This is a genomic window from Glutamicibacter uratoxydans, assembly GCF_006539925.1.
GTDB lineage: Bacteria > Actinomycetota > Actinomycetes > Actinomycetales > Micrococcaceae > Glutamicibacter > Glutamicibacter uratoxydans.
Window position 1 is genome coordinate 1 of record NZ_BJNY01000004.1, and the last position, 13015, is coordinate 13015.

Genomic DNA, 13015 nt, shown 5'->3' on the forward strand with positions numbered 1-13015 from the left:
CCGCAACCCGCAGACCGGCGAAGCTATCCAGATTCCTGCTGGCCACTCGGTGAAGCTGACCGCTGGTTCGAAGCTGAAGGCCGCTGTCGCCAAGAAGTAGGCTTTCCAGCCCGCCGCCTGGGAACGGGCGGCGGGCTGTTTTAACCCCAAAATCACTACCTTTGGGCGCAGAAATTTGAGAATTGTTGAAAAATTCCCGGAGATTCCGCTGTTTTTGGGCTTTTAGCGTCTCAAGGTTTGATATGTTCGTCACTGATAAGTCCGCGCGACCGTGCGGCGTTCGGGGTCTGTTGTGGGCCTTGGATCTCTAGTCCAGGAGGACAAACATTGGCTATGAACCGTAGCGAACTTGTTGCTGCCGTTGCAGCGAAGACCGAAAACTCCCAGGTTGCCGTCAACGGTGTTCTGGATGCGCTGTTCGACGTGTTCGTCGAGAACATCTCGCAGGGCGAGAAGGTTTCGATCCCAGGCTGGTTGGCTGTTGAGCGCACCGATCGTGCTGCCCGCACCGGCCGCAACCCGCAGACCGGCGAAGCTATCCAGATTCCTGCTGGCCACTCGGTGAAGCTGACCGCTGGTTCGAAGCTGAAGGCCGCTGTCGCCAAGAAGTAAGCTTGCTTGATTCAGGGGCCTGGTCCATTGTGGACCGGGCCCTTGTTTTTTGAGCGTTTCTTCTACTTCGCGTAGAATCAGGCGTGGCCGTGCGCTTGCACGCCCGTCGTCATCGGCAAAGGAACTTTCGTGCATAAGAACCCGGCAATCCGCGTCATGCGCGGTTGGCTCGCGGCCTTGGTGTGCACCTGGACGGCCTTCGCCGCGCACGCGCATGCGGCGCCGACGACGATGTCCCTTGTTGTCATGGCGCTGATCACCTGTGTTTCTGCGGTGATTGCCATGGCGATGCTGGGCCGCAAGTTTTCGCTGTGGGCCACCAGCGTGGTGGTGCTGATCAGCCAGGGGCTGTACCACCTGTCGATGTCAGTCATGGGCCACGGCGGCAGCGGGGCGATCAGCTCGATGGAGCACGCCGGGCACAACCCTCCGGTGGACCTGTCGGGGCAGATCAACTCGCAGTACGCGAATGTGCAAAGCGAATCCATGCTCTGGGCGCACGTGGTGGCGGCAGCCGCCAGCGTCGTCGTCCTCTACGGGGCCGAAAGGCTTCTGGCGCTGCTACGGTCGATCATCACCGTGGGCGCGGCCCGCGCCATTCTCCTGTTCCTGCGTGTTCCCGCTCCGGCGGTGCGCGAGCTTCCCGGGTACTTCCCGCTGCGTTTTCAACTCAAGCTGGCGCAGCTTGAACGCCTCCCGGTGCTGCGCGGGCCGCCCTCTTTCGTTCTTCCCGCCTAGAAATATTTGAAGAACGACGCCGGGACCGGCGTAGACAAGGAAACACCATGAACATCCGCACCATGACCCAGCGCCTGGCCGCCGGGGCAAGCATCGCACTGCTGGCAAGCTTCGGCGCCGTGGCCGCCAACGCCCACGACGTGCTCACCGGCTCCTCGCCGAAGAACGGGGCCACCGTCGCCACCTCGCCGAAGGAGCTGACGATGACCTTCTCCGCCGAGCTGCAGAAGCTGCCAGGCGCCGATTCCACCGTGGCGGCGCTGAGCAGCGAGGGCAAGAAGCTGGACGCCACCGCCACCACCAAGGGCAACACCGTCACCGTCGTGCCGGAGGAAAAACTCGCCAACGGCGACTACACCCTGGCCGTGCGCGTGATCTCCTCCGACGGGCACCCGGTGGAGGACTCCATCGCCTTCACCGTGGACGCCCCGGCCGCCTCGCCGAGCGCCGAGGCCAGCCAAACGCCGGTCTCAAGCCCGGCAGCAAGCGATGCCGCGTCCGAAACGCCGTCAGATGCGCCTTCCGAGGCGCCCGCGCAGGCACCAGTGCAGAATCTGGGCGCCGGCGTGAACCCGATCGTGTGGATCATCATCGCCGTGGTGGTAGCCGGCGGCCTGGTGGCCGTGCTGGTGAACTTCGCCCGCAACAACAAGAAGTAGATTCCCCTTCCCGCCGATGCCTTGGGTGCATCCGCGCGCCCAAAAACTGGCATCGGCACATGCCACGTGAAAGCTTGAGTAACCAATGAAAACCACGAAAACCACTGCCGCGCTGCTGGGACTGGGACTGCTGCTGGCCGGCTGCTCCGCCACACCGGATCCGGCGGCCCAAACGCCTGCCGCGCAGCATGAAACCCAGGCACAGGCCCTGCAGGCCAGCGACACCTGGGCCAAGGCGGCCAAGGACGGGATGAGCGCGGGCTTCGGCACGCTGCACAACGCCGGAAGCCAGGCCATCGAGATCACCGGCGTCAGCGACGCCGCAGGCAACGAGATCCAGCTGCACGAAACCGTCGGCACCGGCGCGCAGGCGAGCATGAAACAGATGGACGGCGGGCTGACGATCGAGCCAGGGCAGGACGCGGTGCTTGAACCCGGGGGATCGCACCTGATGTTCATGGACCTGAAGCAGCCCTTGGCCGCGGCCCAGCGCACGAGCCTGACCTTCACCTTCGCCGACGGCTCCAGCGCCGCGGCGGACTTCGAGATCCGCAACTTCAGCGGCGCCAACGAGAATTACGAGCATGGCGGGCAGAAGCCGGAGCACACGATGGACCACTCGAAAATGGACCACTCGAAGATGAAGCACGATGGGTAGCGCACCGAGCCGGCGCAGCGTCATCGGCGGTTCGGCCATGGCGGCCCTGGGCGGGATGCTCGCCGGCTTCGGTGCGGCTCCCGCTGCAGCAGATGCGGGCCAGACCGGGCAGCCGGAGGGACAGCAGGGCGGAACCCGGCAGTTCTACGGCCGCTACCAGGCAGGCATCCTGGACGAGGCGCAGCTGCACGCGCAGTTCGTCGGCTGGGATGTCATCTGGGGCGAGGGCGGCAAGAAGGAGCAGCTGCGCGCGCTGCTGCGGATGCTCACCGACGACGCGCAGCGCCTGGCCTCCGGGCGCGGCGTGCTGGCTGACACCGAAGCTGAAATGGCCGCGGACCCGGCGCAGCTGACGCTGACGGTGGGGCTGGGCCAGCGCCTGCTCGACCAGGTCGGGGCGGGCAAGAATGCTGTGGGGAGCATGCCCGAGTTCGCCGGCGACAAGCTGGATGAGCGCTACGGGCAGAGCGACCTGCTGGTGCAGTTCTGCTCGAACGACCCCACGGTGCTGGCCCACGCGGTGCGCGCGGTGGGCAAGAACCTGCGCGGGCTGGCCAAGCACGTGTTCACCCAGCGCGGGTTCATCCAGCCGGCGTCGGGGGCCTTCCGCAACCTGTTCGGCCAGCTGGACGGGATCAACAACCCTGCCGGCGATACCCGTGAGCTGGCGGTGTTCGGCACGCAGGAGAACCCGAGCTGGATCAGCAACGGCACCACCCTGGCGCTGCGCCGCTTCGAGATGGACCTGGACGCCTGGGACGAGCTGGCGGTCTCCGGGCGCGACTTCGCCCTGGGCCGCCGGCAGAAGGACGGCTCGCCGCTGTCCGGGACCAGCGTCGCAGACCCGGTGGACCTGGACGCGGCCAACGAGCTGGGGCTGCCGAAGATCGGTGCGAACGCCCATGTGGCGCTGGCCCGGCCGGGCAGCGGGGACGAGGTGATCCACCGGCGCGGCTACAACTTCGTCGACGGGGAGCGATCCGGACTGCTGTTCGCCAGCTACCAGCGCGATGCGCGCACCAGCTTCATCCCGGTGCAGCGGCGGCTGGCGGCGGCCGATGCGCTGAACCAGTGGCTGACGCCCGTCGGCTCCGCGCTCTACGCGGTGCTGCCGGGGATCGAGCCGGGCATGTACCTGGGCCAGCAGCTGCTGGACTAGAAGCGGGTTCGGCGGTGTGAGATGCACCGCCGAACCTGCCTAAAACCGCACACCAACCACGCGCCGGCAGGAACCGCCGGGCAGGCAAGTGAGAAGATGGAAGGGCTATGGCCACAGAAACTGCACCGCGCGAGCTAGCGCCCCCAGTCACCCGATTCATCCTGCCCGGAATCTTCACCATGGTGCTTGCATTCCTCGGCGCGGTCCTGTTCACCGGGATCACCGCGCCGACCCTGTTGGCCGATCCCGGCGCGTTCGTGCGCTGGGCGCTGCCGATCTCCCGGGCCATCCACCACACAGCGATGTCGCTGACCATCGCCGCGCTGCTCTTCGCCGCGGTGATCGTGCCGCGCGCCTCCAAGGTGACGCGGCACGCCGGGGACAACGAGGCCGCCGACCACCCGGTGTTCACCCGGAGCATGAACATCGCCGCGGCCGCCGGCGTGGTGTGGACGTTGGCCGCCGCCGCGGTGCTGCTGCTGACCTTCTGGGACCTGGCAGGCACCCCGATCAACCTCAAGCCCGAATACTCCGTGGCGATCCTGGACTACATCATCGGGATCACCACCGGACGGGCCTGGGCCTGGATGGTGGCCATCGCCGCGATCACCGCTTCGCTGGCGCTGGCGGTGCGCGGGAAGACCGCGGTGGGCCTGACCGCGTTCTTCTCCTTCTTCGGCATTGTGCCGCTGGCATTCATCGGCCACGCTTCGGGGGGCGATGACCACTTCGCCGCGGTGAACTCCATCGCCCTGCACCTGCTGGCGGTGGTGATCTGGTTCGGCGGCATCCTGATGCTCGCCCTGCTGGCGCCGAAGCTGGGCGTCGAGGCGCCGGGGCGGCAACGCGGCCAGGTGCTGGCCGGCGTGGTGCTCAAGCGCTTCTCCGCCCTGGCCACCGTGGCGGTGTTCCTGATGATCGGCTCCGGCGTGGCCAGCGCGGTGATCCGCGTGACCGAATGGGGCCAGCTGCTCTCGCCCTACGGCGCGCTGGTGATCGCCAAGGCGGTGCTGACACTGGGCCTTGGCGCCCTGGGCCTGGCGCACCGCCGCTGGGTGATCCCGAAGCTGCTGGCGGGGCAGTACTCCGCGCTGAAGGCCGCCTGGCGCGTGGTCGTCGGCGAAATCATGCTGATGGGCGCGGTGATGTCCCTGGCGGTGGTGCTGGCCCGCACCGCGCCGCCGACCTCCGACGAGGCCCCTGCCACCGCCACCCCGGCCCGCCTGCTCACCGGCTACGAGCTGCCTGAAGCCCCCACTGCCTCCAGCTGGTTCACCGTGTGGCGGATGGACTGGATCTGGGTGGCGGTGTGCCTGCTGGGCCTGGCCTTCTACCTGTGGGCGTTCATCACGCTGCGCCGCCGCGGGGACAAGCCCAGCGGGCTGCGCCTGGCCAGCTGGATCATCGGCCTCATTGCGCTGTTCTACGTGACCAGCGGCGCGGTGGCGGTCTACGGCAAGGTGCAGTTCTCCACGCACATGGTCGACCACATGTCGCTGACCATGATCGTGCCGCTGTTCCTGGTGCTCGGCACCCCGGTGACGCTGCTGCTGCAGGTGCTGCCATCGCGCGCCGACGGCACTCGCGGCCCGCGCGAATGGATCCTCTACCTGGTGCATTCGCGCTACTCGAAGGTCATCACGCACCCGATCTTCGCCGCGCTGAACTTCGCCGGCTCCATCGTCATCTTCTACTTCACCCCGGTGCTTGAACCGGCGATGCTCTACCACGCGGGCCACGAGCTGATGAACCTGCACTTCCTGCTCACCGGCTACCTCTTCGCGCTCTCGCTGATCGACGCGGACCCGGTCCCCAAGCGCTACCCGTACCCGATGCGGCTGCTGGTGCTGCTGGCCACCGTCGCCTTCCACGCCTTCTTCGGCGTGGCGCTGATGAGCACCACGGTGCTGCTGGCCCCGGACTACTTCGGCAACATGGGCCGCACCTGGGGCGGTTCGGCCATCGAAGACCAGGAGGTGGGCGCCGGCATCATGTGGGCCATCGGCGAGGTGCCGACCCTGGCGCTGGCCATCGGCGTGGCCGTCTCCTGGCTGCGCCAGGACAAGAAGGACACCAAGCGCTACGACCGCCAGGCCGAGCGCGACAACGACGCCGAACTGGCCGCCTACAACGAAATGTTCGCCCGCTACAAGAAAATGGACGACCGTGCCTAAGAAAATCGCAGCCTTCGCCCTGCTTTCGGTCCTCGCCCTGGCCTCCTGCTCCGCCGCCGGGGATTCCGGGCAGATGCCGCAGGACTCCACCCACCAGAAGGCCGCCAGCGCCTCGCCCAGCGCGCAGGAAACCGACCCGGCGGACATGAGCCCTGCCGAGGTGGCTACCACCGCCGGGGCAGTGATGGCCGCCAAGCTCGGCTTCCCGAACTCCGCGCGGATCACCGGGCAGGACCTGAAGGACCTGGCCAAAAAGCCCGACGCGCTGAAGGACATCGTGGTTCTGCCCGGCGCCTGCCAGGGGACGATCGACGACCTGAACTGGTCGCCGGTGCAGCTTGGCACGCAGGCGGCCCGCACCGACTTCACCAATGAGGCGCAGAACATCACCGGCTCCATCGAGGTGGCCAAACTGGATAGCGACGCCGACCGCGCCGCGGTGGCCGCGCACAACAAGAACGTGGCAAAGATCCTGTCCGACTGCTCCGGCGTGAAGATCAACGGGCTGGACTACTCCGAGGACCTGAAGTTCTCCGACCCCGCGGTGGAGAAGGCTGACTCCTCGCTCTACTACACCCGCAACGGGCAGTACCCGCAGGATTCGCTGGTGCTGATCAGCTCCACCAAGGACTACGCGGCCATGGTCTCCTTCGTCTCCGCCGCGCCGATCAACGACGCCAAGTTCAATCAGGTGGCCACCAGCATCCTTGATGCGGCCTTGACGCAGGTGAAGTAGCGGGCTATGTAGTCGGCGTTCAGTGCGGTGGACCAGCCCGGTAGGCGAGCCCGGCGGAATAGCCCGGCGCCGCGGCTGGTTGCACAGGTGAGAAGGATCTCGCCCGCAACGGCTCAACCTTGCTTAACACGCTTGAACCCCTGCCGCCGCGGTGGCGGATAATTAACGTGAACCACCTGCGAAAGGATGCCCATGAGCGCCACGTCCGATTCCCTGCGAGCCAACTACAAGGTGCGCGCCAGCGAGCTGCTGGGCCGCAACTGGCTGAATACCGGCGGGCAGCAGCTGGATCTTGAAGCGCTGCGCGGCAAGATTGTCATCCTCGATTTTTGGACCTTCTGCTGCATCAACTGCCTGCACGTGCTCGACGAGCTGCGCCCGCTGGAGCAGCAGTACTCCGATGTGCTGGTCACCGTGGGCGTGCATTCGCCGAAGTTCGAGCACGAGGCGGACCCGGAGGCGCTGGCCGCGGCGGTGGAGCGCTACGAAATCCACCACCCGGTGCTGGACGACCCGGAGCTGGTGACCTGGCAAGCCTATGGCGCGCGCGCCTGGCCGACCTTGGTGGTGCTGGATCCCGAGGGCTACATCGTCGCCCACCTCTCCGGCGAGGGCCACGCCCAGGGCCTGGGCTCGCTGATCGAGGAACTGGTCGCAGAGCACGAGGCCAAGGGCACCCTGCACCGCGGCGACGGCCCCTATGTGGCCCCCGAGCCGCGCGAGGGAGACCTGCGCTTCCCGGGCAAGGCGATCGCGCTGGCCAACGGCAACTTCCTGGTCGGCGATTCCGGCCACCACCGCCTGGTGGAGCTCGCCGCCGATCTCACACTGGTGCGCACCATCGGCGCCGGCGTGAAGGGCTATGCCGACGGGGACGCGGACACCGCACAGTTCAACGAGCTGCAGGGCCTGGCGCTGCTGCCCGAAGAACTGGTGGCCAAGGTGGGGTACGACGTGATCGTCGCCGACACCGTGAACCACCGCCTGCGCTCGGTGAACCTGTCCACCGGGCAGGTCGGCACCGTCGCCGGCAACGGCGTGCAGCGCCTGCTGGATGCCGACACCGCCCGCAGCTCCGACGCGCCGACCCAGCTGGGGAACGACGCGCTGAACATTTCGCTCTCCTCCCCGTGGGATGTGCTCTACCACCCTTCGGGCAAGGTCATCATCGCGATGGCCGGCACCCACCAGATCTTCGCGTTCGACCCGGCGAGCACCGAGGTAGAAATCTTCGCAGGCTCCGGCTTGGAGGGCCTGGCCGACGGCAAGCCGCAGGACGCCTGGTTCGCCCAGCCCTCCGGCCTGGCGCTGGATGGCGACGACGTGTGGGTGGCGGACTCGGAGACCAGCGCGCTGCGCCGGATCGAGATCGCCGACGGCCAGGCAGTCGCCGTGCACACCGCGGTGGGCGAGGGCTTGTTCGACTTCGGCTTCCGCGACGGCGATGCCGCCCAGGCGCGCCTGCAGCACCCGCTGGGCGTTGCGGTGCTGCCCGACGGCTCCATCGCAATTGCTGACTCCTACAACGGGGCCGTGCGCCGCTTCGATCCGTCGAGCAACACCGTCTCCACCCTGGCCAAGGGCCTGAAGGAGCCGGCCGACGTGCTCATCGACGCCAGCGGCGAGGGGGACCCGGTGCTGCTGGTGGTGGAGACCAACACCCACCAGTTGGTGCGCATCCCGATCCCCGCCGAGGCGCTCGTGGTGGACGAGGGCGCCAGCCAGACCCAGCGCCCCAAGACCCGCGTGAAGGCCGGCGGCCACCAGATCCTGGTGCGCTTCGCCGCTCCCAAGGGGCAGAAGCTCGATGACCGCTGGGGAGATCCGACCCAGCTGAAGATCTCCGCGAGCCCCGAGGAGCTGATCCTCTCCGGCGGCGGCACCTCCACGGGCCTGGCCCGCACCCTTGAGCTGAACCCTCAGATCGCCGAGGGCGTGCTGCATATTACCGCGCGCGCCGCTGCCTGCGACGGGGAGCCGGGCGGCGAGATCCCGGACCACGCGGCCTGCCACCTGTACCAGCAGGACTGGGGCATCCCGGTGCTGCTGGACGCCGAGGGCGAGGACGAGCTGCAGCTCGATTTGCGCGGCGTGAACTAGCGCTAGCCAGCAAGGCGCGCCGGATGATTCCGGCGCGCCTTTGCCGTCCCCGCCGCCGCCCTCTCCGCCTTCCCGCACCGCATCGTGCGCCGAAATATGAGGAAACCTCAGCAAAATCTGCAGCCATCGGGCTAGACTGGGTTGCGGGAGGCGCCGGAGGGATCCGGCAAATGAGTGATGGCATCGAAAATGTTCCGGGCACTGGAAATACCAAACTACCGACTCTGGCTGGTGGGGGCGCTGGTTTCCAATATCGGAACCTGGATGCAGCGCGTGGCCCAGGACTGGCTGGTGCTCACCGTGCTGACCGACAACGACGGCACCGCCACCGGCATCACCACCGGCCTGCAGTTCCTGCCGATCCTGCTGCTCGGGCCCTATGCGGGGCTGATCGCCGACCGCTTCAACAAGCGCCGGCTGCTGATCTTCACCCAGGGCTTCATGGGGCTGTGCGCGATCCTGCTCGGCGTGCTGGTGGTGACCGGCACCGCAGAACTCTGGCACGTGTACGTGCTGGCGGCCCTGCTGGGCTGCGGCGCGGCCTTCGACGCCCCCGCGCGCCAGGCCTTCGTCTCCGAGGTGGTCCCCGGAACCCACCTGACCAATGCGGTGGCGCTGAACAGCGCGAACTTCAACCTGGCGCGGCTTGCAGGCCCGGGCGTGGCAGGCGCGGTGATCGCCGCCTTCGGCACCGGCCCGGCGTTCTTGATCAACGGCGCCTCATTCATCGCGGTGATCTCCTCGCTGGTGTTCATGCATAAGGACCAGCTGCAGCCGGCCAAGCCGGTCCAGCGCGAACGCGGCCAGGTGCGCGAAGGCATCAGATATGTGAAGAACCGGCGGGATCTGCTGCTGATCTTCTTCCTGGCCTTCGTGATCGGCACCTTCGGGCTGAACTTCCAGATGACCAACGCGATCATGGCCACCGAGGCCTTCGGGGTGGGGCCCGGCGAATTCGGCATCCTGGGCAGCATCATGGCGGTGGGCACCTTTGGCGGCGCGCTGCTGGCCGCGCGGCGCTCAAGCCCGCGCTGGCGCTATGTGATCGGCGGCGGCATCGCGTTTGGCATTGCAGCGCTGGCCAGCGCCTGGATGCCGAACTATGTGGCCTTCGGCTTCATGCTGATCCCGGTGGGCCTGGCCTCGCTGACCTTCCTGAACAGCTGCAACACCATGGTGCAGACCTCTGTGCCGCCGCAGTACCGGGCGCGCGTGCTGGCGCTCTACCTGATGGTGGTCATGGGCGGCACCCCGATCGGCTCTCCGCTGATCGGCTGGCTGGCCGAGGTGCTGGGGGTGCGGGTGGCGGTGTCCATCGGCGCGCTGCTTTCGCTCGGCGCGAGCATCGCCGCGCTGGTGGCCTGGCAGAAATTCAGGCATGACGCGGTGCCGCTGCGCGAGCAGATGCGCGAAATGCTGCACCTGCGCTAGTGGGCCACCTGTTCGCCGCCGGAGACCGGAACCACTGAGACCTCGGTGGTGCTGGTGGTCAGCTGCGCGGTGAAGGAGAACTCGTCGGTGACCTTCTTGGCTTCCTTGGCGCCGGTGCGCAGGTCCTGCTCCACCAGGTCCACGCTCGCGGTGACCTGCAGCGGGGCCAGCACCCAGGCGCCGTTGTAGTAGCTGACGTCGATGGTGGGGTACTTGTCGATGGACCAGCTGATGCTGGAGGAGTCAACGCGCGCGGTGGTGTTGTAGGCGAAGGGGCAGCCCGAAGGCATCAGCACCTGCTGTTTGGCACAGCCGTCCAGGTACTTCTTCACCTTGGAATTGATCGCCGCGATGAAGGCCTTGGTGGGCTGGGTCTTCAGCGCGATGCGCACCGGGTCCGCAGAGGGGCCGGTGACGACCACGCCGCGGGTGTCGGCGGCGAAGTTCTTGGTGCTGAAGCTGGCGTCGAGCACCGAGGGGTAGAACACCGGAAGGGTGCTCACGCCGGCCTTGAGCGGGATCTGCTGGCCGTTTACGCTGACCTCGTTGACGGTGTTCGCCTTGATCCGCACGGTGGGCAGGGTGCTCGGTTCGAAGGCCCAGGTGTCGAAGAACAGCCAGGTTTTGCCGGTGTGGCGCAGCGTGTACTGCGACTGCTTGTCCACCCCGCCGGCCTTGTAGCGGGCGGTCACCACACGCAGGTCCGGATCGTTCGGGTCCACCTGGGTGTCATCGGCGGTGAAGTCGGTGATGCCCTCCTGAGTGCGGGCCAGCACCTCGCCGTCCAGCGCCACCGCGTCGCCCTTGGGGACCTGCGCCTGCAGCAGGCCCAGCGCCTGCCCGCCATGGCCCGCGGCCAGCTGCTTCTGCAGGTCGACGACCAGGTGCGCAGGGGAGAACAGGACGCGGTTCGCGGCTAGGGCGCCGCCGATGAGCAGCGCGATGAGCAGAACGGCGGCAAGGCCCCAGCGCAGGGCAAGGCGCGGAACGGGAGTGTGGCGATCAGTGTTCATTACCCTCTAGGCTAGCGGTTTTCGGCGCCGAGTTTGAAACCGGGGCGCTTAGCGGCGCCGGCGGCGCCTGGTTCCGAACATGCCGCGCAGCATTTCCCGCCCGAGCATGTTCGCCGCCTGCAGCGCCATGTCCATCAGCTCATTTCCGCCGGCGGAGGACGGCGCCGGGGCGGGGTCCTGGCGCGGCGCCTCCCGGGTCTCGGCGGGAGCCGGGTTGGTGGGGAAGTCGCTGGCGGGCACCGTGGTGGGCTTGCCCAGGATCGACTCGGCGATGCGCCGCGCCTCCTCGTCGACATCGGCCGCTGAACCAGTAGAGCTGGCGGGACCAGCAGAACCGGCAGTCTCACCGGCACCGCCCGGCGCTGAGACCGCCGTTTGCTCTTGGGGCAGGTCAGCGGCTGCGAGCAGCTCGCGGGCCGATTCCCTGTCCGCCGCGGTGCCGTAGCGCGCCGCCAGCGGCGAGGCGGCGATGATGCCGGCGCTCACTTCCGCGTCGGCAGGCCCGATCCGCGACCCCGGCGAGGTCAGCCTGGTCCAGGCCGCGGGGGTGGGCACGCCCTTTTCGCCGAGCACGGTGATGACCGCCTCTCCCACCCCGGCCCCGGTCAGCGCCGCTTTCAGGTCCAGCTCGCCGGCAGGGAAGGTGCCGATCACGTCCTTCAGCGCCGCCGCGTCCTTGGGGGTGAACACGCGCACCGCATGCTGGATGCGGGTGCCCAGCTGGGCCAGCACCTCGTTGGGCAGGTCGGCGGGGGACTGGGAGATGAAGAACAGGCCCACGCCCTTGGATCGGATCAGCCGCACGGTGGAGATGATGGCCTCGGTGAAGGCCTTGGAAGCGCCCTTGAACAGCAGGTGCGCCTCGTCCAGGAAGAACACCAGCTTGGGCTTGTCTAGGTCGCCGGCCTCGGGTAGCTCCTCAAACAGGTCGGCCAGCAGCCACATCAGGAAGGTGGAGAACAGCAGCGGCTGGCGGTTCAGGCTCGGCAGCTCCAGGATGGAAATGACCCCGCCGTTCCCGGTGCGCAGCAGGTCGGCGGTGTCGAACTCGGGCACCCCGAAGAACGGGTCCATGCCCTGGGACTGCAGCACCGTGATGCCGCGCAGGATCACCGAGGCGCTGGCGGAGGACACCCCGCCCAGGTTCTTCAGGTCCTCCTTGCCCGCATCGTCCAGCAGGAATTCGAAGACGGCTTTCAGGTCGCCCAGGTCATCCAGCGGCAGCTTGCGGGTGTTGGCGTAGTGGAAGACCAGCTGCAGCACCTGCTCCTGGGTGTCGTTCAGCTCAAGGACCCTGGAGAGCAGGATCGGGCCGAAGGAGTCGACGGTGGCGCGCACCGGGATCCCGTCCTTGCCATCGCCCAGGGTGAGGAATTCGACGGTGTTGCTGCGCGGGGCGAAGGTGTGCCCGATCGCCGCCAGCCGCTCGTCCAGCTTCGCGCTGGGCTCCGCCGGCTGGGCCAGGCCGGACAAATCGCCCTTGATGTCTGCAAGGAACACCGGCACCCCGGCGGCTGCCAGCTGTTCGGCCATCACCTGCAGGGTCACGGTCTTGCCGGTGCCGGTGGCGCCAGCGACCAGCCCGTGGCGGTTGAGCATCGCCAGCGGCACGCGGATCTGCGCTTCGGGGCAGACCTGCCCGTCGACGATGCCCGCGCCCATCTCAAGGCAGGGCGTGGAAAAGGAGTATCCAGCAATCAGGCTGGTGAGCAGGGCAGATTCCATGGCACTAGCC

At 67.6% G+C, this 13015-nt stretch carries 12 protein-coding genes; 10 read left to right on the top strand and 2 right to left on the bottom strand.

Annotated elements, in window-relative coordinates:
• The 10 genes from AUR04nite_RS03725 to AUR04nite_RS03770 form a co-directional block, all read left to right on the top strand.
• Nucleotides 1-100 (top strand): HU family DNA-binding protein (locus AUR04nite_RS03725; protein WP_174787855.1); only part of this gene is annotated, 100 nt, incomplete at its 5' end.
• A gap of 227 nt (nucleotides 101-327) precedes the next feature.
• Nucleotides 328-612, top strand: coding sequence for an HU family DNA-binding protein (locus AUR04nite_RS03730; protein WP_141362091.1), 285 nt, complete (start codon nucleotides 328-330; stop codon nucleotides 610-612).
• A 129-nt stretch (nucleotides 613-741) separates the two neighbouring features.
• Complete coding sequence (locus AUR04nite_RS03735) at nucleotides 742-1350, top strand: hypothetical protein (protein ID WP_141362093.1); 609 nt, start codon at nucleotides 742-744, stop codon at nucleotides 1348-1350.
• Nucleotides 1351-1397: 47 nt separating this feature from the next.
• Complete coding sequence (locus AUR04nite_RS03740) at nucleotides 1398-2009, top strand: copper resistance CopC family protein (RefSeq protein WP_141362095.1); 612 nt, start codon at nucleotides 1398-1400, stop codon at nucleotides 2007-2009.
• 85 nt (nucleotides 2010-2094) lie between these two features.
• Entirely contained in the window at nucleotides 2095-2667 is a 573-nt protein-coding gene (locus AUR04nite_RS03745) for a copper chaperone PCu(A)C (protein WP_141362097.1), read from the top strand.
• Entirely contained in the window at nucleotides 2660-3826 is a 1167-nt protein-coding gene (locus AUR04nite_RS03750) for a Dyp-type peroxidase (RefSeq protein ID WP_141362099.1), read from the top strand. Before AUR04nite_RS03745 ends, AUR04nite_RS03750 begins: the two co-directional genes overlap by 8 nt.
• Nucleotides 3827-3933: 107 nt before the next feature.
• Nucleotides 3934-6000, top strand: coding sequence for a cytochrome c oxidase assembly protein (locus AUR04nite_RS03755; protein ID WP_141362101.1), 2067 nt, complete (start codon nucleotides 3934-3936; stop codon nucleotides 5998-6000).
• Nucleotides 5993-6736, top strand: coding sequence for a hypothetical protein (locus AUR04nite_RS03760; RefSeq protein WP_141362103.1), 744 nt, complete (start codon nucleotides 5993-5995; stop codon nucleotides 6734-6736). Before AUR04nite_RS03755 ends, AUR04nite_RS03760 begins: the two co-directional genes overlap by 8 nt.
• A gap of 192 nt (nucleotides 6737-6928) precedes the next feature.
• A complete protein-coding gene (locus AUR04nite_RS03765) occupies nucleotides 6929-8836 on the top strand; it encodes an NHL domain-containing thioredoxin family protein (RefSeq protein ID WP_141362105.1) in 1908 nt (635 codons plus the stop codon).
• Between the two features lie 177 nt (nucleotides 8837-9013).
• On the top strand, nucleotides 9014-10267 hold the full coding sequence (locus tag AUR04nite_RS03770; protein WP_246055353.1) for an MFS transporter: 1254 nt from the start codon (nucleotides 9014-9016) through the stop codon (nucleotides 10265-10267).
• Here AUR04nite_RS03770 and AUR04nite_RS03775 read toward each other — a convergent pair.
• Nucleotides 10264-11280, bottom strand: coding sequence for a hypothetical protein (locus AUR04nite_RS03775; RefSeq protein WP_141362107.1), 1017 nt, complete (start codon nucleotides 11278-11280; stop codon nucleotides 10264-10266). The two genes, AUR04nite_RS03770 and AUR04nite_RS03775, sit on opposite strands and share 4 nt — an antisense overlap.
• 48 nt (nucleotides 11281-11328) lie before the next feature.
• Nucleotides 11329-13005 (bottom strand): helicase HerA-like domain-containing protein, encoded by a 1677-nt coding sequence (locus AUR04nite_RS03780; RefSeq protein WP_141362109.1) that lies wholly within the window; start codon nucleotides 13003-13005, stop codon nucleotides 11329-11331.
• Nucleotides 13006-13015 lie beyond the last annotated feature (10 nt).